We start from the raw sequence: 22,903 nt of genomic DNA, 5'->3' as shown, positions 1-22,903 counted from the left end.
AATTCCTATATGTAAAGGATAATGTGGATATTATAGGAAGACAATAGAAATTAAAGGGAATTCATGTAAAATTCAAATGAACTTCATATAAACTTCATATTAGAAACTAAATATAATTATAATAGGTTATTTTGATGTTTTTGATTTTTCATAAAATTAAAAGTTTGAATTTAGGAGGTATTTCTCGAACCTAAATTCAAACTTTAGTGAAATAATTAATGGATATTACGTCTAGTTTTCGCTAATGACGGCATTTAAAAGTTCGGCAGGATTACCCGTTCCTGCACCACCAATTGTAATAGATCCACCAGGAGGAATTTCGCCATTCCATCCTGCGTTCGTAATTACATAATGATTATTTGTTTTACTACTAATTTTAGAATCCCAAACTTGTGTTAAATTGCCGCTATAATCAAATTCTAATTTCCAATTTTTAATAGGAGTCGTTCCATTATTTTTGATTATAATCGAGAAGTTATAACCGCTACCCCAATTCGAAGTGACTGAAAATGTAGCAGTGCCATTTCCATCAGGAGGTGTCGTATTAGCTTCATCCGTTTTGACAGTAAGAGCGGTAGGTTGTGATTTATTTCCAGCAGCATCTTTGGCAATTACTGAAAATGTGTATTCCGTATTAGGTTTTAAGTTTTTAATTGTAATGCTATTTGTTGTTGCACTCCATTTTTCTTCTCCGGCAGTAATTTCGTATTCAGTAACGCCTACGTTATCAGTGGATGCAGTCCAGCTTAATTGAACTGAGCTTGAATTTTTATTCGTAACTACAATATTTTTAACATTCGTTGGTGGCTCAGTATCTTTTTGACTAATAGGTCCACCAAGTAATTCTTTTACTAGCGTATCAAGTAATTTTGGACCACTGCAACTATATTTTGGACTTGTACGGCAATCCCCGCTTAGTTCCCAAAACATTGCTCCGCTTAAACCCTTCGTCTTTATATAGTCTGTTTTATATTTCATAGATTCATTGTCATCGTAGCTAATAAATGTGCCTGTAGTCGCATTATATAAGTAAGGTACTTTAGCTGTGTCATTCCAGTAGCGTACAAAACCATTTTTATTAACGTAATTGGCTGCTAAATCACCGTAATCATACACACCTGTGTCACCGGTAGAATAATCATCCCAAGTACCTTTAGAAGCAAGTTTCCCATCGCTACCTGGTTTGCAAGGTTGATATTGTCCGTTATTTTCTTTTCCACAACTTTTCCATCCACGTCCGTAAAAAGGTACGCCTAATACTAGTTTATCGACTGGAACACCTTCATTTGTATAAACATTTATAGCACCATCTACGTAAAAATTCGTATTTGCTGCTGGGTCATTTGGATCCTTGTATAGAGCTGCATTATGATTAGAAGTAGCTTCCCATCCACCGTGGAAATCATATGTCATAATATTAATCCAATCGAGTATTTGAGAAATTTTCTTTAGCTCTGTATGATCAGCGTAGCGTTGGCTTGCACCGGACGCGATTGTTAGTAAATATTGTTTGCCATCTTCAGTACCTGCTTTATTCAAAGCATTTCGGACGTCTTGAAGAAGGAGAGTGAAATTTTGTTTATCTTCAGGACGATAACTACCACCAGGAATCGTTTCAACGCCCGGATATTCCCAGTCTAAATCTACGCCATCAAACCCATATGCGCGAAGAAAAGCTACTGTAGATTCAGCAAATACTTTTCTTGTTTTTTCATCAGCGGCCATATCAGAAAAGCGGTTAGACCAAGTCCAGCCACCAACGGAAATAATTGTTTTTAAGTGAGGATATTTAGCTTTTAATCGTTTTAGTTCTCCGAAATTTCCGCAACGGGCATACTTATCGCAATCTTCCCAAGTTGTACCTGAGCCAGGATACGATTTGGTAACATCAGCCCATGGTTCACCGAGTACGAGAGTACCATTAGGAACCTCTTTATTTTGCAATGGTACACCAGATTCTTTACAGTTCCACGTTTGTTTATTTGGATTATCAGGATGAGTAGAAGGGTTTCCATGTTTTCCATTCCAACAAATATCCGCGAAAGCATAGTTAAGGTGAGTAAGTTTTGATGCATCAATGTCAGCAACTTGATAATTACGTCCGTAAACGCCCCACGAAGGAAAGTACCCAACAATTTTTTGATTTTGCTTTGGTGAATCTGCTAATGCGAGATTTGGAGTAATAAAATTTGTGAGAAAAAGAGGTAAGAAAAGTAGTAGAGATAGTAATAGCAGTGTGAATTTTTGAGACCTCATAGCCATTTCTCCTTTCAAAATAAAAGATATATTTAAAGGCATACGCCAATAAATCAAAATGAATCTAGACGTATGAAACGTCTAGATAAAATGATCAGACATCACGAAGTCTATACAAGGGAGCTGGGGGTGATTAAATCGTAACAAATGTAAGATTTAGTGTAAACGCTTTATTAAGTTGAAAAAGACTTTCTCAATACAAAAAGGCTTGAATACAAACTATATATGAAAACGAAAGGTCGGTATGGGAGGAAATAGCTCATTATAAATAAATTTGAGAAAAAATTGTATGGAGCCAATTATTAAAGACGTAGAAAGATAAGGAAATATCATGTAAAATAATAGTAAAAATATGTAAAGGAGGGAATGGTGTGGATGTGTTTTTGAACATTGCTGAAGAAAAAATTCGACAAGCAATACGGAATGGTGATCTTGATTATCTTCCGGGAAAAGGAAAACCACTACAATTAGAAGATCTTTCAATGGTACCTCCAGAACTTAGAATGAGTTATAAAATTTTAAAAAATGCGGGAATGATTCCACCAGAAATGGAACTACAAAAAGATATATTAAAAATAGAGGATCTAATTGCTTGCTGTTATGATGAAGAAGAGAGAAAGAAATTAAGAGAAGAGTTAACAGTAAAAACGCTTCGTTTTCAGCAGGTAATGGAAAAGAGAAAGATTAAAGATAGTTCAGCTTTTCGTATGTATCAAGACAAAGTATTTCGTAAATTACGCTAAGAGGGATAAGATGACTATATTTAAAACGATAGAAGAATTAGCGACCTATATCGAAGAACAACAATTGGTACTTCTGTTTATTAAAACGGAAAATTGTGGTGTTTGTGATGTTATGCTAAGAAAAGTAAATTGCGTATTAGAGAATTATGATTACGTAGAGAAAATAGAGATATTACTACAAGACATGCAAGAGATTGCGGGGCGATATGCCGTATTTACAGGACCGACAATTTTATTATTTTATAATGGAAAAGAGATCCTTCGAGAATCGCGCTTCATTTCACTTGAAAATCTAGAGAGAACCATTCAATTATTCGAGGAATAAGGGAGGCTTTTATATGGAATTTATTATTGTCATACTATTATTTGTTGTAGTTGGAATAATCGTAACAGCAGTTCGATCGAACAAAAAGAAGGTAAATCTTACAAAACAAAATAACATTCATAATTCATCTAACAGCTCATCACCATTATTTTTCTTTGCTGGATCTGATAATGATAGCTCGCATGATGGTGGCTCACATGATTGTGGAGGGTCTTTTGGGGGAGATAGCGGGGGAAGCTGCGGTGGTGGCGGTGATTGATGAAAATGCGCCTTATATAGGCGTATTTCTTTTTAAACAAACGTTTGATTAGTTGGCTTACATATTGCATAAACACAGTTAAACAAACATTTGATTAATATTTTTAATATACTAAGGGGAATGGAAATGAAAAGGGAACCGAAAGTGAAAAATAAGGGGAAAGTAGTGTTATTTTTATTAGCTGCGGGAGGTGTAATTCTTGTTAAATTAGCATTTAAATTTGGAACAATACATATGATTCGAACTTGGTTTGAAAGTACGTTTTCTTAAATAAGGAATATAGCCTCTTGCGATAGAGGTTTTTGATTTGTTATTATTAGACTGAACGGTCGGTTTAAAGAGGTGTGAATATGAGAAGAAGCGCAGAAGAGATAAAGAAAGAAATTGCATATAAAGCAGAAAGTCTATTTTCACAGAAGGGCTACGCAGCTACATCTATGGAAGAGATTTGTGAAATTACAGAGCGAAGTAAAGGAAGTATTTATTATCACTTTAAAAGTAAAGAAGATTTATTTTTATTTGTAGTGAAACAGCATACGTATGATTGGGTTGAAAAATGGAATGAAAAAGAGAAGTTGTATAGCACTAGTACTGAAAAACTATATGGTCTCGCGGAATATCATGTAGAGGACATACAGCAACCAATTTCAAATGCAATAGAGGAATTCTCTATGAGCCAAGTTGTAAGTAAAGAGATTCTGGATGAACTGTTAGCTTTAACTAGAGAATCATATGTTATGTTTGAGAAATTAATTGAAGCAGGTATACAGTCTGGAGAGTTCCGTGAAGATAATACTCGTGATCTTATGTATATTGTGAACGGATTATTATCAGGGCTTGGAGTACTTTACTACGAGTTAGATTATAAAGAGTTGAAACGTATTTATAAAAAGGCAATAGATGTATTGTTAAAAGGAATGGCAGCTGAATAATAAGTCAGTTGCTTTTCTTACAAAACAAATTAGACCGAACGGTCGGTTTATGGAAGGGGAATGAAAGTGAAAGCTTTATTTAAAAACCGAGCATTTATGCTCGTTATGGCATCTGATATTTTACAACAATTTGCAATTTGGATCAGAAATATGGCTCTTTTATATTTCATAATGGAGCGGACAAATAATGATCCAGTTTCAGTGTCTCTATTATCTGTCATGGAGTATGCACCTATCTTTATTTTCTCGTTCATTGGTGGTGCATTAGCAGATCGCTGGAATCCGAAAAGAACAATGGTCGCTGGAGATGTGTTGAGTGTACTGTCTATTATAGGAATTGTCCTGTTGTTAAAGCTGGATTATTGGCAGGCTATATTTTTTGCAACACTCATTTCCGCGATTGTAGGTCAGTTTTCTCAGCCCTCATCTTCGCGTATATTTAAGCGCTATGTAAAAGAAGAACAGGTAGCAAATGCGATTGCATTTAACCAAACATTACAGTCATTATTTCTAATTTTTGGGCCAGTGGTAGGATCGCTTGTGTATACACAACTTGGTTTATTTACGTCACTATATAGCTTAATCATTTTATTTTTGTTATCTGCTATCGCCCTTTCATTTTTACCAAAATGGGTTGAAAAAGAGCAAGTGGCAAGAGATTCATTAAAAAATGATATAAAAGAAGGATGGAAATACGTTCTTCACACGAAAAATTTACGTATGATTACGATCACTTTTACAATTATGGGTTTAGCTGTTGGATTAACGAATCCATTAGAAGTATTCCTTGTAATTGAACGTTTAGGCATGGAAAAAGAAGCTGTTCAATATTTAGCAGCAGCTGATGGAATAGGTATGTTAATCGGTGGTATTGTTGCTGCAATTTTTGCTTCAAAAGTGAATCCGAAAAAGATGTTTGTATTCGGTATGGGCATATTAGCGATATCATTTTTAGTAGAAGGGCTATCTACATCATTTTGGATTACTAGTTTCATGAGATTTGGAACAGGTATTTGTTTAGCTTGTGTTAATATTGTTGTCGGTACGCTTATGATTCAACTTGTACCAGAAAATATGGTTGGAAGAGTAAATGGGACGATTTTACCACTGTTTATGGGGGCAATGCTAATTGGAACTTCACTAGCTGGAGGATTAAAGGAACTAACTTCACTAGTTACTGTATTTTGTATAGCGATGGCACTTATTTTATTAGCGATAGGGCCAGTTCTACGTATGCAAATAAAAAAAGAAGATGTTGCTAATAAAGAGGCACTAACAAATTCGTTAGCTTCGAAATAACTATTGTAAGGGAGCAAAATTGCTCCCTTTTTCTTTGAGGAACTTTTGACAACTATATGAGCCAATTATATACTGATGTTGTAAAAACAATTTTACAGGTTAGGAGCAATGGTGTGAAAAATCAAATCTATGAATTACGCACTGAAAATAATATTTCACAAGGCGCATTAGCTGATAAATGCAAGGTTTCTAGACAAACGATAAATGCAATTGAGAATAATAAATATGATCCAAGCTTAGCGTTAGCATTCCGTTTAGCTGAAGTATTAGGAACAACTGTTGATAAATTATTTTTGTACAAGCAGTAGAGTCGTTCATTATAAGGCGCACCGTTAAAAATAAAAAAGATCCTCTTCTTATGAGAAGAGGATCTTTTCTTATAGCGTTTTAGTCTTTGGACTAGGTGGTGTAACGGATGTATTATTTTCTGGAACTCTAGTTAGTAAGAATCCACCGATAATAAACAATACAATAATACTAAGAACACCAGCGTTTGTTTTTCCTGTTAATTGCGTTGTAACACCGACTAATACCGGGCCCATAATTGCGGCGAACTTACCAAAGATATTATAAAATCCGAAGAATTCATTAGCAGATTCTTTTGGTACTAGTTTTGCAAAGTATGAACGACTTAGTGCTTGAATACCACCTTGAGATGTAGCAACTAACATTGCTAAAATCCAAAAATCAAGTGTCGTTTTTAAGAAATAAGCATATGTGCAAATAATGATATAAATAATGATACCGACATATAACATTTTTTTACCAGTAAATGTTTCAGATAGTTTTCCGTATAGTAACGCAAATGGACAAGCGACAATTTGTGTTACAAATAATATGATTAATAGATTCGTTGCACTGATACCGAGGTCGGTCCCGTAAGCTGTAGACATAGTAATAATTGTATCGACTCCGTCAATATAGAAAAAGTAAGCAATTAGAAACATAAATACAGTTTTATATTCTTTAATATTTTTAAAAGTATCAGCAAGACGTTTGAAGCTCATTCTAATAGGTCTTGGATGACGCTCAATATAGTGTGTTTGCTCTACGTTTTTAAGCATCGGAATTGTAAATAACCCCCACCAAAGAGCTGTTATCGCGAATGAAATTTGACTAGCAATGCCAACTGATAAAGGGATAGTTCCTTTTTGAGCAAGAATAATAAGAGCGATACAACCGATAAAAGGAATAGTACTCCCAATATAGCCTAAAGCGAAACCTCTTGTAGAAATTCGATCCATTCTATCTTCAGAAGTGACATCTACTAAAAATGCATCATAGAAAATGTTGGCTCCAGCAAAACCAACTAAGGCGAGCATATAGCATCCTAATAATAAGTACCACTGAGATGTTGGAACGACTGCTAACATACTTGTAAATACGATACCAAGTCCAAAGAAGAATGTGAAAAATCGTTTTTTAAATCCTTTATAATCAGCAACTGTGCCGAGAATAGGAGCAAGTATAGAAATTAAAAGTGTAGCGAACGAGTTTGCATATCCCCAATATGCTGTTGAAGTTGCACCAGATAGCCCGGCTTCTTTTGCAGCTGCTTTAAAGTAAATTGGAAATAATGCAGTTGTAATGACGAGCGAATATACCGAGTTCGCCCAATCGTATAATATCCAGCTTTTTTCTCGTCTGGACATTTTTTCCATATAGTGTTCCCCCTTAAATTTGTTCTACTAACAGTGTACAAAAATAAAAATTATAAAAAGAGAAACAGTGATGATTTTTACAGAACTTTTACATATATACACAGTTCCTTACAATTGGAGTAAATCCTCTACAATTGATCCGTCTGTTTCGCCTAAGTGTAAACCGAGTAGTCTAGCGATAGTTGGACCTTCATCAATAAGTCTCATATACGGGACAGTAACGCCGGTTTTTATTCCTTTTCCAGCAGCGATAAAAATTGTTTCATAGTTAGGTTTTGTTGGAGAGTATCCATGCGTACCAAATGTATATTTTTTACTAGGCGTAACATCTTTTTCAGTAATTTCTTTTATAAAATCTCCTGTATAGTTTTCAGTGAAATAATACCCCTCTTGCGCTTCTAACATAAATAAACAATTACCATCTGCACCGCAGTCTTTCGCAGCTTCATCATGAAGTATAAATTCAATTCCATTCTGTTTATTTTGCAGCAGTTCTTCAAGGAGTAGTTGTACTTCTCGAATTGTATCCGTATCATTTTTGTCTTTCACATATACATAGGCAGACCCGTCGCAACTTTGACAATAGGCCTTCCAATCTACTAATAGCCCTTTTTTATTTATAGATACGAGGCCTTTTTGTTGGAATAGCACATTTAATTGAATCGCTTTGTTTTCACTTAAAGCGCTATGGTCACCAAGAGCGATAATTGTACTCTCTTCGTATAGGTCACTGTCTTTTAAAGTTTGAATAATTTTCCCGAGCCGCTCATCATGTCTATGAATTGCAGCTATTGTTTCGTTAGATTCAAAGCCATGATAATGTCTTTGCGTGTCTAAATCAGTGAAATGTACGAACATAACATTAGGCTTTTTCGTCTGAATGGTGTGTACAGCAGAGGCGAGGACGAAATCATCCAGCTCTGGTTGTGATAAACCATTTCTTATATGGCCGAAACGACGATTTAAATCTAATTGGTATAGTGGGCTACCGCTAAATAAGGAAACTAACACTTGATTTTGCCACGGTCTATTGGGGAAAATTTCTGGTAAATTGTAATCAATGTTTGCTCTCCCAGTAACAGGCCATAGAAGGGCAGCTGTCGTTAAATTTGCTTTACGCGCTTCATCATACAATGTTGTTCCTTTTATCGATTTTCGGTACCAATGCCAATCAGGTGATTTACGTCCTGGTTGAAGTAACGTATTACTAACAACACCGTGCTTGTTAGGGTAATTACCGGTTACGATTGTTGAGTGGCTTGGATATGTTACAGAAGGATAAATTGGTTCTACTTTTTCGACAACCGTGCCCTTTTTTATTAGAGATTGGAAATGAGGTAGTTTTTGTAGTATAGGAAAATCTAAAGCTGATAAACAGTCGAATGATAAAATAATGACACGATTCGTTAATGCTTTATCCATAAAGTAATCCTCCTAATTATATAAAACCTATTCTTATATATTACTATTAATACCTAGTAATAAAAATATGTTTCTGAATAAAATTTATTGTTTATTTTCAGAAAAATTAAACATATAATAAGTATAAGGGAATCTATGGACGGAGGGAATAGTATGGACTGGTTAGATGGATTCGGTATATTTTACATCATTGGTGGCATCACAATTCTCCTTGTATTTGCTATTTCATATTTACTAAAGAAACGTTTTCCAGACAAACAGTTTGATATTATATTTGCACTGATTGTAATACTTCTTTGCTTAGCATCATTTCCTGTTACCATGATGGTTATTGGTGGGTGGGAAGGAATGGGATATGGATTTATTGGTTTCTTCGTTCTACTAGGTACACTTATTGGTATGATTGCACATCAACTTGTAAAAATCTCTCGAAAAAGCTACGTATAAAACTGTAAAAAATGAAAAGAATATATAATAATAAGAAAATTAGCTATTGTTTTAAAAAAGAATTTGTATTATGATAATCAACAAATTTATTTCGTTATAACGATGAAAAAGGACTAGTACATATTCAACCTTTTTAGCAGAGAGAGAATCCGCCAGGCTGAAAGATTCTTAAAAAGGCAATATGGAACCTGCCTTTGAGTTCTGCATATGCAGCGGGAATTTCCCGTTATCAAAAAGAGAGCATGCGCAATTTTTGTGCATGAATCAGGGTGGTAACGCCGGCAAAGCTCGGTCCCTATTTAGGGACGCGGGCTTTTTTGTATTTTCTAGAAGGAGGAAGACTGACTATGGCAAAAGAACAAGTGCAAGCCATTACGAAGATGGAAGAGGACTTTGCGCAGTGGTATACCGATATTGTAAAAAAAGCCGAACTTGTTGATTATTCAAGTGTAAAAGGGTGCATGATTTTACGTCCGTATGGTTATGCCTTATGGGAGAATATGCAGAAGGTGATGGATGAGAAGTTAAAAGAAACTGGCCATGAAAATGTATATATGCCAATGTTTATCCCAGAGAGTTTATTGCAAAAAGAGAAGGATCATGTTGAAGGATTTGCTCCTGAAGTAGCATGGGTTACACATGGCGGGGATGAAAAGTTAGCGGAAAGACTTTGTGTACGTCCTACATCTGAAACTTTATTCTGTGAGCACTTTTCAAAAATTGTGCAATCCTATAATGATTTGCCAAAGTTATATAATCAGTGGTGTTCAGTAGTTCGTTGGGAGAAGACAACTAGACCATTCCTTCGTACGACTGAATTTTTATGGCAAGAGGGTCATACAATCCATGAAACGGCAGAAGAATCGCAGGCTGAAACATTAAATATTTTAAACTTATATGCTTCTTTCTGTGAGGATTATTTAGCGATACCAGTTATTAAAGGACAAAAAACAGAAAAAGAGAAGTTTGCTGGAGCAAAGGCAACTTATACAATTGAAAGTTTAATGCATGATGGAAAAGCGCTTCAAACAGGAACCTCTCATAACTTTGGGACGAATTTCTCAGAAGCATTTGATATTAAGTTTTTAGATCGTAACGGTAAATGGCAATATGTGCACCAAACATCTTGGGGTGTATCAACAAGAATGATAGGCGGGCTAATAATGGTTCATAGCGATAATAATGGACTTGTAATGCCACCAAAAGTCGCTCCAGTGCAAGTTGTTATTGTACCAATTGCTCAGCATAAAGAAGGAGTTTTAGCAAAAGCAACAGAGTTACAAGGACATATTCAAAAGGTTGCACGAGTAAAAATAGATGCTAGTAATAAAACGCCTGGTTGGAAATTTAATGAGTATGAAATGAAGGGTATACCAATTCGATTAGAAGTTGGTCCTAAAGATATTGAAAAGAATCAAGTTGTACTTGTAAGAAGAGATACGAAGGAAAAAGAATTTGTACCAATGGATCAATTAGAAGAACGTATTCCAGCATTACTTGAAGAAATTCATAGTTCTTTATTTAATAAAGCAAAAGCATTTCGCGATGAGAATACGTATGCTGTGACAAATTTCGAAGAGATGAAAAAAGTAGCTGACGAAAAGCAAGGCTTTATTAAAGCAATGTGGTGCGGGGAATTGGCTTGTGAAGAGAAACTAAAAGAAGAAGTGGGAGTATCTTCACGTTGTATGCCTTTTGAGCAAGAGCATTTAGCTGAAGAATGTATTTGTTGTGGTAAAGAAGCTAAACAAATGGTGTATTGGGGAAAAGCATATTAATACTCTTTTGATAGGTGATAAAAAGGACTTTGGGCTGCATAATAAAATGCAATCCAAAGCCCTTTTTGGTTTTATACAGTATTTCATGTATTCTTTAGATGGAAGGATGTTGTTCTTATTTTACGTTTTTACGACGAATAAACAGTAACATACCAATTAGGAATGTTGAAACACCCATTAAAATAGATATAGGGTAATGCGTTGCAGTATTAGGTAATTTATCACCTTGTTTTTTTGTATTATCTTTTACATTACCACCTTGAGAACCGTTGCCCTTCTGAGAATTGCTATCGCCTTTAACACGATTGCCGCCGTGAGAGCCATTACCGCCTTGAGAACTGCTATCACCTTTAACACGATTGCCACCTTGAGAGCCATTACCGCTGTGAGAGCCACTGCCACCAGAACCGTTACCGCCAGAACCATTGCCGCCAGAGCCACTGCCACCAGAACCGTTACCGCCAGAACCATTGCCGCCAGAGCCACTGCCACCAGAACCGTTACCGCCAGAACCATTGCCACCAGAACCGTTGTCACCAGAGCCACTGCCACCAGAACCGTTACCGCCGGAACCATTGCCGCCAGAGCCATTGCCACCAGAACCGTTACCACCGGAACCATTGTCACCAGAGCCACTGCCACCAGAACCGTTGCCACCAGAACCATTGCCGCCAGAGCCACTGCCACCAGAACCGTTACCACCAGAACCGTTACCGCCAGAACCATTGCCACCGGAACCACTGCCACCAGAACCGTTACCACCAGAACCGTTACCGCCAGAACCATTGCCACCGGAACCATTGCCACCGGAACCATTGCCACCAGAACCGTTGCCACCAGAACCACTGCCGTCAGAGCCGCTACCACCAGAACCGTTGCCACCGGAACCACTGCCGTCAGAGCCGCTACCACCAGAACCGTTACCACCAGAACCGTTACCGCCAGAACCATTGCCACCGGAACCACTGCCGTCAGAGCCACTGCCACCAGAACCGTTACCGCCGGAACCATTGCTGCCAGAACCACTATCGTCCTGAGAACCGTTATTTCCTGGAGGTTTATTATTATCCTTTAAATTTCCTTCGGCAAAATGATCGCTATTTTGTACAATAGCGTTTGTTAATGGTTGGAAGTTTTCAGTTGCAGCATTACCGATATTTAAACCGCTAAAAAAAGATAAAGAGAGTGTTGATGCTAAAATGAAGATTTTCGTCATGGTTTTCCTCCTAAGAAATTAATATTCCATCTAAAATACATCCCTTTGTAATATTTCTTAGGAAAAAGAGTTTTATGCAAAAAAAACTATATATAGAAAAAGGTGGTGTATTTGTCAAAGCAGAAAAGAGTTAATGTAGATTTCCTACAAATAGTAGAGGCGGAGAATTTACATTCATAACGGTAGAGGAAGTGGCAGTAGATGAAAGAGTACATAGCGTTTGATATTGGCGGTACGCAAATTAAGTATGGCATTGTTTCAGAAATAGGGAGAGTATTAAAGCGTAAAACAGTTGCAACAGAAATTCATTCAGGCGGAGAACAAATTATTCAAAAACTTATATATGTATCCAAAAAAATAATGAATGAACATACTATTGCAGGAATTGGTATTAGCACTACGGGAATTGTTGATATTAATAAAGGAATTGTGACGGGAGGTGCGGATCATATTCCGGGATATAGTACTATTCCTATTATTGATAGATTGCAAGAGATATTAAAAGTTCCAGTATTGATTGACAATGATGTGAATTGTGCAGCGTTTGGAGAAAAGTGGAATGGTAGTGGAAGAGAGAAAGAGAACTTTATTATGCTCACCCTTGGAACAGGAATTGGGGGAGCAATTTTTATAGATGGAGAATTGTACCGAGGACATTCATTTAGTGCTGGTGAATGGGGGAATATGTTAATAGAAGGAAAAACGTTTGAAGAGGTTGCTTCGATTTCAGGATTAATTCGGCTTGTAAGAAAATATAAAGGCAAAGGCGAGTGGAATGGGAAAAGAATTTTCGAGTTGTATGATAAAGGAGATCGGGAAGTTGCTCAAGCAGTTGGGATCTTCTTTAAACATTTGGCGATTGGAATTAGTAATCTTGCTTATATTTTTAATCCAGAAACGATTATTATTGGTGGAGGAATTACCGATAGAGGAAATGAGTTTTTAAAAGAAGTAAAAGAGGAGGTCAGTAAATACTTAAATCAAGAGATTTATAATAATTGTGAGATTGAACTTGCACAAAACGGTAATTGTGCAGGAATGATTGGTGCTATTTACCACTTCTTACATCATCATAAGTAAATTATATGAATGTTTTCATATAACTGAGAATTTATCCTTTTTATCGCTAGGCAAATAATGCTACAATATAAGAGAAGAATACAATATTTTCCGATTTGGAAAATGCTTTGTAGAAAGGGAGAAACTTCATGCCTATTATTTTAGAAAAAGGTCAAAAGATCGATTTAACGAAAGGACAACCAAAAGTAGCAAAACTACAGGTTGGCTTAGGCTGGGATCCAATTGGGCAATCAGGTGGATTTCTGTCTTCATTATTTGGAAGTAAACCAAATGTAGATTGTGATGCATCTGTTGTTATGTTAGAAGGAGATCGTTTTTTAAACAAAAATGATTTAGTTTACTTCGGAAATAAGCTTTCTACTTGTGGTAGTATTATTCATTCAGGAGATAATTTAACAGGCGAAGGCGCTGGTGATGACGAAACAATTTTCGTAGAATTACATAAAGTTCCGAGCCGTATTAATCGTTTAGTATTCGTTGTAAATATTTATGACTGTGTAAATCGTCGTCAAGATTTCGGGATGATTCGTAATGCATATATTCGTATTCAAAACCCGCAAACTGGTGAAGAATTAGCACGCTATAATTTATCGGATAATTATGCTGGCAAAACGACTCTAATTGCAGGTGAAATGTATCGTCACGGAAGTGAATGGAAGTTTTCAGCAGTTGGAGAAGGAACACAAGATAAAAACTTAAGTGAGATTGTATCACGTTATCAATAAAATAACCGAGGAGGAATTGTATATGGCATCAATTTCATTGAAAAAAGGACAAAAGGTAGACTTAACAAAAACGAATCCAGGTCTTTCAAAAGTTCTTGTAGGACTTGGTTGGGATACGAATCGTTATGATGGACAAAACGATTTCGATTTAGATGTTAGTATTTTCTTAGTAGGTGCTAACGGTAAAGTTTCAGGTGCAGAGGATTTCGTCTTCTATAATAACCCAAAAGGTGCGAATGGTGCTGTAGAGCATTTAGGAGATAACCGAACTGGCGAAGGTGAAGGCGATGATGAATCGATTAAAGTAGATTTGAAAAATGTACCTGCACATATCGAACGTATTTGCTTCACAATCACGATTTACGATGGAGAAGGACGCAGCCAAAACTTTGGACAAGTTTCTAACTCTTTCGTACGTATTTTAGATGAAGAAAAGAATGCAGAATTAATTCGTTACGATTTAGGAGAAGATTTCTCTATTGAAACAGCCGTAGTAGTAGGTGAATTATATCGTCATGCAGGTGACTGGAAATTCAATGCAATCGGAAGTGGATTCCAAGGTGGATTAGCGTCTCTATGTAATAATTTTGGTTTAGATGTAGAGTAATAGATTTGATTTATATATCCATCGGTGAAATGCGTGTATACCGATGGATATATTTTTAAAGATAAAAATATAGAGGTGAATATAGATGGTTATTCAATTACAAAAAGGACAGAAAATCGATTTGGGTAAGACAAGCCCTGGTTTAACAAAAGCAGTAATTGGTCTTGGATGGGATATTAAATCTTATGACGGTGGATCAGATTTCGATTTAGATGCATCTGCCTTTTTATTAGATGCAAACGGAAAATGTACGAAGGAAACTGATTTTATCTTCTATAACAATTTACAGTCTCCTTGTGGATCTGTACTACATACAGGAGATAACCGTACAGGTGAAGGCGAAGGCGACGATGAGCAACTTGTTGTAGATTTGAAGAAAGTTCCAGCAGATGTGCACAGAATTGCTATTACAGTTACGATTTATGATGCGGAAGGCCGTAGTCAAAACTTTGGGCAAGTAGGAAATGCGTTCGTTCGTTTAGCGAATGAAGAAACGAATGAAGAAGTTCTTCGTTTTGATTTAGGGGAAGATTTCTCCATTGAAACAGCAGTTGTCTTTTGTGAATTATACCGTCATAATGGACAGTGGAAGTTTAATGCAGTAGGAAGTGGATTCCAAGGTGGTTTAGGTGCGCTTGTAAGAGCGTATGGCTTGGATGCATAGAAAGGAAACGATATTCGTTTCCTTTTTTTGACCTTTCTATAAATCTAGCAAAGAATAGGGGATATAGGTAAGATGAGTATTTTGCAAGGAATCCTTGATACGTATGCTCAGTTTTTCGACTTGGACATGTGGATTAAAGTGTTGCAAGATCCAGTATCTTGGGGATTAATAGGTACACTTGTTGTACTTGAAGGGTTGTTATCTGCTGATAACGCACTTGTGTTAGCGGTAATGGTAAAACACCTTCCGGAAGAAAAACGTAAAAAAGCATTATTCTATGGACTTATTGGAGCTTATGTGTTCCGCTTTATTGCGATTGGAATCGGGATGTTCTTAATTAAATTAGCATGGGTAAAAGTGTTAGGTGCACTTTACTTAGCGTGGCTTTCAGTTAAATACTTCATTGATAAAAGAAAAGGTAATGCAGAAGAAGAGGAATCTCATGGTATGAACCAAAATAGTATTCTCTTCAGAATGTTCGGTGTCTTCTGGGGAACAGTTGCGATGGTTGAATTAATGGATATCGCATTCTCTGTAGATAGCGTACTTGCTGCATTTGGTGTATCTAATGAAGTTTGGATTTTACTATTAGGCGGAATGCTAGGTATTTTAATGATGCGTGGTATCGCTGGTGTATTCTTAAAATTGTTAGAGCGTATTCCAGAACTTGAAACGACAGCATATATTTTAATTTTAATTATTGCAGCAAAAATGTTATTGTCTGTTATTCATATTGAAATAAGCCATACAGTGTTCTTCATTATTTTAGTTGTAGCATTTGGAGCAACATTTATACTTCACTACATGAAGAATTCTGGACAAGCTAAAGAAGAAGTAGCAGCTACTAAAGAAGACAATAAATAATTGAAATGGGTTTGCTCGTTTTGCGAGCGCCCATTTTTTATAACCAAAAATAGTTTATAATAGAAGAAGGACTTAGAAAAAACGTAAATGTTTTTGGAGGTGAACTGTTGTGTTTTCACGTTTTACACTTCAACCATATGCATTAAAAGATGAATCAGATTTAAAGCAATTTGAAGCGCTTTTAGAAAAACGCCCACAATATGAGCTGACAGAGAATGAGATGAAATTTAGTTATATAGCATGTCGAATCCTAGGCGTTCCTAATGATGTAGATGAATATTTTAATGAACTGTTTGATTATAGTGAAGCGAAAGGAATCGAAGTTTTACACGAACAAAATTTAAACAAAGTGATTGATTCAGAAAAGCTTCGTCATATTCAAGAAGTGTTCGGATTACATCAAGAAGCACCAAATGGTCTGACAGTAAATAGGTTAGTTGCACACTTATCTGGGAAACAACTTTTACCGAAAGTAGACAACCCTGATTTACAGCATTACATACATACGACGTTTATTGCAGTATTGAAATTATATGAGAAACAACATAATCAGTCGTTAAAGACAGAAGGCTTCCGTCGTTTCTTAATCGACATAATTAAACTAAGCGAAAATTACGTAGCGAAGTGGTTCTCTACGATTAATTATAAGAAACAGATGCCACGTATCGTTTGGTATGGTGATGCACAGGAAAGCCGTATATATTTCTTATATTTTCTTATTATGCTCGGTTGTGATGTGCTTTATTATCACCCCGAAGGAAAAGATGGATTTGAAAATATTGATGAAGAGGGAAGAACTTTTATTGTGTCCCATCCGGGTCGCATTTCTCTTGAACCATTCCCTGATCGCCGCCGCGAGCGTGTTGCAACAGTAGCGTATCAAGCTTCGAAAGAAATTGAACAAGTACTTCACCACGATAATTCACTATTATATAAACCGTGGCAATTCCGTTCGTATACACCTGTAGCACGTACGTTAAAAACGACATATGATGAACTCTTTTTAATTACGAAAGAAAAGGCATTTGTACGTCCAACATTCTTTGTTGAAAATAAACATATTTATATTCCTTCTTTATTTGCGAAAATATCAGGCGTTTCAAAGAATGATAAAGAATATTTTCAACGATTAAAGGCTGTTACATCATTTGATAACAGTTTATTAATTAATACATTCCCGTTTACGAAAGAGCAAAAAGCAAACTTCCAATATCATTATCGAGATGCATTGGACCGAGCTGGAAAATTACATCCTGATCTAATTATGAATAGCCATTGGTGGCCGCATAAGCGTTTACCGGAAGGTTTACAACATGGGATTGCAGAGGCGATTATCCATACGTGCGAAAGTGAAATGTGCAAACCAATTGCGAAAGAGACGAAACAAGATGTAGCGCTATATGTTTTCGCACAACTTTCTCAAATACCACCCAATATTTTAGAACAGCTTGAGAAATTTGATTATTCACAAGATGTACCGAAAATTGTTATATTTAATAATGAGAAGAGCGGAGAATTAACTCGTTCTGACGCTGTTTTATTACTATTTTTAAATCAAATTGGAGTAGATGTATTCCATTTCAATCCCACGGGCAGAAACGATATTGAACCATATGTTGAAGCGGGAGCATTTGATTCCCATTGGCTTGAAGAAGTTAATTTCGATCTTGAGTTTCATGGTTCATCAGCCTATAAAAATTTATCACAAACAATAAAAGGACTATTTCGTCCATTTTTATAAGGAAAGGGAGAATACCATATGAATAACCCAGTCGTACTAGATTCGAAAACTGAATTGAATGAGCAAACCGCACAAGATGTTCGCTTGCAACTTAGACAAGATGCAGATGTGCAACGTATTTATAACGCAGTAGATATTAAAGATCAATTGGAATTAATTGAACTTGGAAAAGAACCTTCTATGGAAATTTCACGTTTTGCTGATCAAATTTTACATACAATGTCATTATCAAAGATAGAAGATTCTGGTGAATTGTTAAAGCAACTTGGTAAAATTATGGACAGATTTGATAGTAAAGACTTTGCAGAAGAAAAAAGTGGTTTCTTCTCGCGCATGTTCAAAAAAGCGGATAAAATGATAGAACAAATCTTTAGTAAATATCAAACGATGGGCCGCGAAATTGATAAGGTTTATGTGGAAATTACGAAGTACCAAGATGAGATGAAAAAATCAATTGGAACGTTAGATGGCTTGTATGAGCAAAATTTAAAATATTATTTAGACTTAGAGAAGTACGTAGTAGCAGGAGAAATGCTATTAGAGCGTTTAAATACAGAATTAGTTCCGATGTATGAAGAGCGCGTGCGTAATAATGATCAATTAGCAGGTATTGAATTAGAGTCGCTTAAAAACTCGGTTGAAATTTTAGAGCAACGTATTGATGATTTAGAAAAAGCGCGTATGGTTGCGCTACTTACAGCGCCGCAAATTCGCATGATTCAACGTGGTAATAATAAATTAATTGGTAAAATCAATACAGCATTTATTACAACGATTCCTATCTTTAAAAATGGTATCATTCAAGCAGTAAATGCGAAACGTCAAAAGCTTGTTGCAGATTCTATGGCTGAACTTGATCGCCGTACAAATGAATTACTTAAGAAAAATGCACAAAATATCGCAACGCAAAGTGTAGAAGTAGCGAGATTATCAGGTTCTTCTAGTATTAAGATGGAAACGCTTGAGGAAACTTGGAACATTATTTCAAGAGGTATGCAAGAAACACAACAAATTGAAGAACAAAATAAACGTGAGCGTGAAGAAAGCCGCAAGCGTATGGCTACATTAACGGAGAATATCAAAAAAGAATTACAAGGATAAATGAAAAGGCAATGAGGAATATTCCTCATTGCCTTTTAGTTTCTCTTCACTAATTTAATAATCTCATTCACAATAAGTGGAATGATACTCAATAAGAGAACAAATCCCCAATCTCGCATCGTTAATGCATGTACACCGAATATATTTGCAAGGGGCGGGATGGAGATGATACAAACTTGCATAAGAACACCGATAAGAAGGGAGAGAACTAAATATTTATTTGTAAAGATCCCAATTGAAAAAATTGATTTCGTTCTTGAACGCAAGTTAAATGAATGAACGAGCTGAGAAAAACTAAGAACGACAAATGCCATCGTTTGAGCGTGTAATAGAGCATCGTCATCAATTCGCTCTGGGAAAAGAGGGAATAAATTTGTATCTCCAGTATAGAATTTTGCTCCGGCGATAAAAGCTATTAGCGTTAAAAGTCCAATGATAACTCCATTGAAAATTAGGAAAGGAACGCTACCACTAAATAAGCTTTCTTTTGCATGTCGTGGTTTTTCCTTCATCACATCTGGATCTTCAGGATCAACCCCAAGTGATAATGCAGGCAGTGTATCTGTAATTAAATTCACCCATAAAATATGAATAGGTCGTAGTGGTGTTGCCCAGCCGAGTAAAATTGCTAAAAATAAAGCGATAATTTCTCCGAAGTTACAAGAGAGTAGGAAGAGAATTGATTTTTTTATGTTGCGATAAATATTTCTACCTTCTTCAACAGCTTTCACGATAGATGAAAAATTATCATCTGTTAACACAACATCCGCTGCCCCTTTTGCAACGTCTGTTCCTGTAATGCCCATCGCTACGCCGACATCGGCTTGCTTTAAAGATGGTGCATCATTGACGCCATCACCAGTCATAGAAACGATATTTCCTTTCGCGCGTAATGCCTTTACAATTTTCACTTTATGCTCTGGAGAGACTCTAGCGAATACATTTAAATGATTAATTTTGCTAGCTAGTTCTGTATCAGAAATGTTATCTAATTCAGTTCCAATCATAATTTCCGATATTTCTTCAGCAATGCCAAGTTCTTTGGCAATTGCAAAGGCGGTATCTTTATGGTCACCAGTAATCATAACTGTGCGAATACCGGCTTTTTTACATTCTGTAATTGAATCTTTCACTTCAGTTCGTGGTGGATCAATCATACCGACAAGACCAATAAAGATAAGATTTTCTTCAAGATGATTTATATCCACATCGTTTGAATTGTATTGTTTAAATGCGAATGAAAGTACTCTTAAAGCCTCTTGAGACATTGCTCCGGCAGCTTCTAATATTTGATTTTTATCAGAATCAGTTAAAATCTCGATTTTGCCGTTTTTAAAAATATGGGTACATCGAGGTAAGAGCTTATCAATAGCGCCTTTCGTCATGCTATAGTAGCTTTCATCGTATGTATGTACGGTTGACATCATTTTACGATCTGAATCGAAAGGTACTTCGTTAACACGTTCATGTATTTTTTCTAAATGATCTTTTTGCATGTTAAAAGTGGTTCCAGCAACGAGAAGTGCAATTTCAGTCGGGTCTCCCGTTTGTGATTCGTTATTGTAAGAAGCATCATTACATAGCACCATATTTTCTAACAATAGACGTTGCGCATCATTATTTACATTTAAACTTTCTAAGTGATCGTATGTGTTATCACTATAAAAGTGAGTAACGGTCATTTTATTTTGCGTTAACGTACCTGTTTTATCTGAACAAATAATTGTGACAGAACCGAGGGCTTCAACAGCTGGTAGTTTCCGAATGATAACGTTTTGTTTAATCATACGTTGCACACCAATTGCAAGAACGATGGAAACGATAGCTGGCAAGCCTTCTGGAATAGCTGCAACGGCTAAACTAATAGCAGTCATAAACATTTCTAACGTATCCCGGCCTTGTAAAAAACCGATGAGGAACATAACGATACAAATAGCTACAGCGACAAAGCCTAAATATTTGCCGACTTGTGCTAAGCTTTTTTGAAGTGGTGTCATATCATCGTCTGCTTCATGTAAAAGGGTAGCAATCTTACCAATTTGTGAGTTCATTCCAGTTTCAACAGCAACACCGACGCCTCTTCCGTATGTTACAAGAGTGGACATAAATGCCATGTTTTTTTGATCGCCGAGTGGTACTTGCTCATCACTTTGCATGGAAGGGTGGTAGATTGCATCTTTATCAACAGGGACAGATTCACCAGTTAGAGCAGATTCTTCAACTTTTAAATTTGCGGTTTCAATAAGGCGTAAATCGCATGGGATATATCGTCCGGCGTCGAGCATAACGATATCCCCTGGAACGACGTGCTCAGATGGAATTTCTTTTAGTTCACCATTTCTCTTGACGATAGCTTTAGGTGTTGCCATCTTTTTCAATGCCTCTAAAGCTTGTTCTGCTTTCGATTCTTGGACAACACCGATAACAGCATTTAAAACTACAACAAGCGCGATAATACTGGCATCCGCCCATTCACCTACAAAGGCAGAAATAAGGGCAGCAATAATAAGGACATATACGAGGACGTCATTAATTTGGGCGAAAATACGCTGCCATAAAGTGCGTTTTTGTTTTGTAGCTAATTCATTAGAACCGTATTGCTTTAAACGTTCACTTACAATCTCATCTGTTAAACCGTGTTGTTCGTTTGTTTCTAGGTCAATCAATGTTTGATCTTTCGTCTTACTGTACCAATTGCTCATAAGTAAGCACCTCCAGTAAAAACAGTTAGCAATGGTAGTGTTGCTATTATTTGTGAGTAGTATGTATGGAGAAAAAATCTAAGGTGAGGTTCTACTTCTATTGTACAATATTTTACAGTTGGTTGAGGGAAAGAGAAGAGTTGTCATGAATTTGTTGGAAATAAAAAAGAGCCTCATATAAGAGAGGCTTTTTTACTTTTTAATTAATGTACCTAATTCTTCTGTAATAGCTTGCATTTCACTAATGCTGAATGTTTCACGTTTCATAACATGATCATAAATGTCACGTAAATCTTCGTACATTTCTTCGTTAAAACTAGCAGCTCTCATCGCTCCAGCATTAACCATACGTAATTTTTCTTTAATAGCTTCGACCATGTATTCAACGTTTTCTTCTGACTTTACGGATAAATCCACCGAAGTGTCCCCCTTTAAAATAACATAAGGCTATCTTAACATTTTTTATCATTTTCGTTAATGGATCTTTTCAATCCTATTAAATTAGTAGGGATTTCCTTTATATTTCATAATTGGTTGTTTATACTATAAGTATATATGAAGAAATGCACCAAGAAGGGAAGAAACAAAAACATGGTTCAAGTATTGTTTGTTTGTCTTGGGAACATTTGCCGTTCTCCGATGGCAGAAGCGATTTTTCGAAATCTTGTCGTAAAAGAGGGACTTGAAGAGAAAATTGTCATTGATTCTGCAGGAACTGGAGATTGGCATGTTGGCCATCCGCCACATAAAGGAACACAAAAAATTTTAAAAGAAAATGCAGTCACTTTTGAAGGAATTAAAGCAAGGCAAGTAGAAAAAGAAGACTTAACAAAGTTTGATTATATTATTGCCATGGACAACAAGAATATAGCAGATTTAAAAAGTTTAGGTAAAACTGGAGGCTATATTGGTAGGCTGTCCGATTTTGTTCCAGACGGTGGCTGGACAGACGTTCCTGACCCTTACTATACAGGGAATTTCCAAGAAGTATATGACCTTGTAACAGAAGGGTGTGCAAAGCTATTAGCTTTCATTCGAAATGAACAAGGAATATGAGGAAGCTTAGAAAGAAATACTTTCT

General features: G+C 36.2%; 23 protein-coding genes and 1 other annotated feature. Of the genes, 17 read left to right on the top strand and 6 right to left on the bottom strand.

The window, feature by feature from the left end; translation table 11 throughout:
• Positions 1-231: 231 nt before the first annotated feature.
• Positions 232-2,256, bottom strand: a complete 2,025-nt coding sequence (locus ACO6VI_RS12970; RefSeq protein WP_161520385.1) for a glycosyl hydrolase family 18 protein — start codon at positions 2,254-2,256, stop codon at positions 232-234.
• A gap of 371 nt (positions 2,257-2,627) precedes the next feature.
• On the opposite strand from ACO6VI_RS12970, the gene ACO6VI_RS12965 reads away from it, so the two are divergent.
• The 7 genes from ACO6VI_RS12965 to ACO6VI_RS12935 all read left to right on the top strand — a co-directional run bounded on the left by ACO6VI_RS12965 (position 2,628) and on the right by ACO6VI_RS12935 (position 6,122).
• Positions 2,628-2,999, top strand: coding sequence for a DUF1992 domain-containing protein (locus ACO6VI_RS12965; RefSeq protein ID WP_000382378.1), 372 nt, complete (start codon positions 2,628-2,630; stop codon positions 2,997-2,999).
• A 10-nt stretch (positions 3,000-3,009) separates the two neighbouring features.
• Complete coding sequence (locus ACO6VI_RS12960; protein ID WP_053565344.1) at positions 3,010-3,324, top strand: thioredoxin family protein; 315 nt, start codon at positions 3,010-3,012, stop codon at positions 3,322-3,324.
• A gap of 13 nt (positions 3,325-3,337) precedes the next feature.
• Complete coding sequence (locus tag ACO6VI_RS12955; protein WP_000394364.1) at positions 3,338-3,583, top strand: hypothetical protein; 246 nt, start codon at positions 3,338-3,340, stop codon at positions 3,581-3,583.
• Positions 3,584-3,709: 126 nt separating this feature from the next.
• Positions 3,710-3,853 carry a hypothetical protein gene (locus ACO6VI_RS12950; RefSeq protein WP_000817985.1) on the top strand — a complete coding sequence of 48 codons (144 nt, stop codon included), beginning with the start codon at positions 3,710-3,712 and terminating at the stop codon, positions 3,851-3,853.
• An 80-nt stretch (positions 3,854-3,933) separates the two neighbouring features.
• On the top strand, positions 3,934-4,515 hold the full coding sequence (locus ACO6VI_RS12945) for a TetR/AcrR family transcriptional regulator (RefSeq protein ID WP_098437948.1): 582 nt from the start codon (positions 3,934-3,936) through the stop codon (positions 4,513-4,515).
• Between the two features lie 66 nt (positions 4,516-4,581).
• Entirely contained in the window at positions 4,582-5,814 is a 1,233-nt protein-coding gene (locus ACO6VI_RS12940; protein WP_053565343.1) for an MFS transporter, read from the top strand.
• Between the two features lie 56 nt (positions 5,815-5,870).
• Positions 5,871-6,122, top strand: coding sequence for a helix-turn-helix transcriptional regulator (locus ACO6VI_RS12935; RefSeq protein WP_002023181.1), 252 nt, complete (start codon positions 5,871-5,873; stop codon positions 6,120-6,122).
• Between the two features lie 69 nt (positions 6,123-6,191).
• Here ACO6VI_RS12935 and ACO6VI_RS12930 read toward each other — a convergent pair whose 3' ends face one another.
• Together ACO6VI_RS12930 and ACO6VI_RS12925 are read right to left on the bottom strand one after the other, a co-directional pair.
• Positions 6,192-7,475 carry an MFS transporter gene (locus tag ACO6VI_RS12930; protein WP_161520384.1) on the bottom strand — a complete coding sequence of 428 codons (1,284 nt, stop codon included), beginning with the start codon at positions 7,473-7,475 and terminating at the stop codon, positions 6,192-6,194.
• A gap of 108 nt (positions 7,476-7,583) precedes the next feature.
• Positions 7,584-8,897, bottom strand: coding sequence for an ectonucleotide pyrophosphatase/phosphodiesterase (locus ACO6VI_RS12925; protein WP_161520383.1), 1,314 nt, complete (start codon positions 8,895-8,897; stop codon positions 7,584-7,586).
• Positions 8,898-9,050: 153 nt separating this feature from the next.
• On the opposite strand from ACO6VI_RS12925, the gene ACO6VI_RS12920 reads away from it, so the two are divergent.
• On the top strand, positions 9,051-9,344 hold the full coding sequence (locus tag ACO6VI_RS12920) for a YesK-like family protein (RefSeq protein ID WP_000383860.1): 294 nt from the start codon (positions 9,051-9,053) through the stop codon (positions 9,342-9,344).
• A 93-nt stretch (positions 9,345-9,437) separates the two neighbouring features.
• Positions 9,438-9,644 (top strand) — a binding site (T-box leader).
• Positions 9,645-9,691: 47 nt separating this feature from the next.
• A complete protein-coding gene (gene proS, locus ACO6VI_RS12915) occupies positions 9,692-11,122 on the top strand; it encodes a proline--tRNA ligase (RefSeq protein WP_001040983.1) in 1,431 nt (476 codons plus the stop codon).
• A 115-nt stretch (positions 11,123-11,237) separates the two neighbouring features.
• On the opposite strand, the gene ACO6VI_RS12910 is transcribed toward proS, so the two are convergent.
• Entirely contained in the window at positions 11,238-12,338 is a 1,101-nt protein-coding gene (locus tag ACO6VI_RS12910) for a cell wall anchor protein (RefSeq protein WP_422423445.1), read from the bottom strand.
• 201 nt (positions 12,339-12,539) lie between these two features.
• On the opposite strand from ACO6VI_RS12910, the gene ACO6VI_RS12905 reads away from it, so the two are divergent.
• The 7 genes from ACO6VI_RS12905 (at position 12,540) to ACO6VI_RS12875 (ending at position 19,120) form a co-directional block, all read left to right on the top strand.
• Positions 12,540-13,418, top strand: a complete 879-nt coding sequence (locus ACO6VI_RS12905; RefSeq protein ID WP_161520382.1) for an ROK family protein — start codon at positions 12,540-12,542, stop codon at positions 13,416-13,418.
• 128 nt (positions 13,419-13,546) lie between these two features.
• Positions 13,547-14,143, top strand: a complete 597-nt coding sequence (locus ACO6VI_RS12900; protein WP_001121586.1) for a TerD family protein — start codon at positions 13,547-13,549, stop codon at positions 14,141-14,143.
• A gap of 22 nt (positions 14,144-14,165) precedes the next feature.
• On the top strand, positions 14,166-14,750 hold the full coding sequence (locus ACO6VI_RS12895; RefSeq protein WP_000146729.1) for a TerD family protein: 585 nt from the start codon (positions 14,166-14,168) through the stop codon (positions 14,748-14,750).
• 85 nt (positions 14,751-14,835) lie between these two features.
• On the top strand, positions 14,836-15,414 hold the full coding sequence (locus ACO6VI_RS12890; RefSeq protein WP_000236653.1) for a TerD family protein: 579 nt from the start codon (positions 14,836-14,838) through the stop codon (positions 15,412-15,414).
• Positions 15,415-15,486: 72 nt separating this feature from the next.
• Complete coding sequence (locus ACO6VI_RS12885; RefSeq protein WP_023520991.1) at positions 15,487-16,278, top strand: TerC family protein; 792 nt, start codon at positions 15,487-15,489, stop codon at positions 16,276-16,278.
• 109 nt (positions 16,279-16,387) lie between these two features.
• Entirely contained in the window at positions 16,388-18,019 is a 1,632-nt protein-coding gene (locus ACO6VI_RS12880; protein ID WP_000492846.1) for a YceG family protein, read from the top strand.
• 18 nt (positions 18,020-18,037) lie between these two features.
• Positions 18,038-19,120, top strand: coding sequence for a toxic anion resistance protein (locus ACO6VI_RS12875; RefSeq protein ID WP_001064413.1), 1,083 nt, complete (start codon positions 18,038-18,040; stop codon positions 19,118-19,120).
• A 35-nt stretch (positions 19,121-19,155) separates the two neighbouring features.
• Here ACO6VI_RS12875 and ACO6VI_RS12870 read toward each other — a convergent pair whose 3' ends face one another.
• On the bottom strand, positions 19,156-21,822 hold the full coding sequence (locus ACO6VI_RS12870) for a cation-translocating P-type ATPase (RefSeq protein WP_063546349.1): 2,667 nt from the start codon (positions 21,820-21,822) through the stop codon (positions 19,156-19,158).
• Between the two features lie 192 nt (positions 21,823-22,014).
• Complete coding sequence (locus ACO6VI_RS12865) at positions 22,015-22,239, bottom strand: DUF1128 domain-containing protein (protein WP_000366196.1); 225 nt, start codon at positions 22,237-22,239, stop codon at positions 22,015-22,017.
• A gap of 174 nt (positions 22,240-22,413) precedes the next feature.
• Here ACO6VI_RS12865 and ACO6VI_RS12860 point away from each other — a divergent pair, with 174 nt between their 5' ends.
• Positions 22,414-22,878, top strand: a complete 465-nt coding sequence (locus tag ACO6VI_RS12860; protein ID WP_000250916.1) for a low molecular weight protein-tyrosine-phosphatase — start codon at positions 22,414-22,416, stop codon at positions 22,876-22,878.
• The last annotated feature ends 25 nt before the right edge of the window (positions 22,879-22,903 follow it).

The organism is Bacillus sp. PSXD-155 (assembly GCF_049310765.1).
Classification (GTDB): Bacteria; Bacillota; Bacilli; order Bacillales; family Bacillaceae_G; genus Bacillus_A; species Bacillus_A cereus.
This window is presented reverse-complemented; position numbering and strand designations above follow the sequence as displayed.

Coding starts and splice junctions, on each gene's coding strand:
- ACO6VI_RS12970 (WP_161520385.1), bottom strand. CDS start 2,256: ATGAGGTCTCAAAAATTCACACTGCTATTACTATCTCTACTACTTTTC.
- ACO6VI_RS12960 (WP_053565344.1), top strand. CDS start 3,010: ATGACTATATTTAAAACGATAGAAGAATTAGCGACCTATATCGAAGAA.
- ACO6VI_RS12955 (WP_000394364.1), top strand. CDS start 3,338: ATGGAATTTATTATTGTCATACTATTATTTGTTGTAGTTGGAATAATC.
- ACO6VI_RS12950 (WP_000817985.1), top strand. CDS start 3,710: ATGAAAAGGGAACCGAAAGTGAAAAATAAGGGGAAAGTAGTGTTATTT.
- ACO6VI_RS12945 (WP_098437948.1), top strand. CDS start 3,934: ATGAGAAGAAGCGCAGAAGAGATAAAGAAAGAAATTGCATATAAAGCA.
- ACO6VI_RS12935 (WP_002023181.1), top strand. CDS start 5,871: ATGAGCCAATTATATACTGATGTTGTAAAAACAATTTTACAGGTTAGG.
- ACO6VI_RS12930 (WP_161520384.1), bottom strand. CDS start 7,475: ATGGAAAAAATGTCCAGACGAGAAAAAAGCTGGATATTATACGATTGG.
- ACO6VI_RS12925 (WP_161520383.1), bottom strand. CDS start 8,897: ATGGATAAAGCATTAACGAATCGTGTCATTATTTTATCATTCGACTGT.
- ACO6VI_RS12920 (WP_000383860.1), top strand. CDS start 9,051: ATGGACTGGTTAGATGGATTCGGTATATTTTACATCATTGGTGGCATC.
- proS (WP_001040983.1), top strand. CDS start 9,692: ATGGCAAAAGAACAAGTGCAAGCCATTACGAAGATGGAAGAGGACTTT.
- ACO6VI_RS12910 (WP_422423445.1), bottom strand. CDS start 12,338: ATGACGAAAATCTTCATTTTAGCATCAACACTCTCTTTATCTTTTTTT.
- ACO6VI_RS12905 (WP_161520382.1), top strand. CDS start 12,540: ATGAAAGAGTACATAGCGTTTGATATTGGCGGTACGCAAATTAAGTAT.
- ACO6VI_RS12900 (WP_001121586.1), top strand. CDS start 13,547: ATGCCTATTATTTTAGAAAAAGGTCAAAAGATCGATTTAACGAAAGGA.
- ACO6VI_RS12895 (WP_000146729.1), top strand. CDS start 14,166: ATGGCATCAATTTCATTGAAAAAAGGACAAAAGGTAGACTTAACAAAA.
- ACO6VI_RS12890 (WP_000236653.1), top strand. CDS start 14,836: ATGGTTATTCAATTACAAAAAGGACAGAAAATCGATTTGGGTAAGACA.
- ACO6VI_RS12885 (WP_023520991.1), top strand. CDS start 15,487: ATGAGTATTTTGCAAGGAATCCTTGATACGTATGCTCAGTTTTTCGAC.
- ACO6VI_RS12875 (WP_001064413.1), top strand. CDS start 18,038: ATGAATAACCCAGTCGTACTAGATTCGAAAACTGAATTGAATGAGCAA.
- ACO6VI_RS12870 (WP_063546349.1), bottom strand. CDS start 21,822: ATGAGCAATTGGTACAGTAAGACGAAAGATCAAACATTGATTGACCTA.
- ACO6VI_RS12860 (WP_000250916.1), top strand. CDS start 22,414: ATGGTTCAAGTATTGTTTGTTTGTCTTGGGAACATTTGCCGTTCTCCG.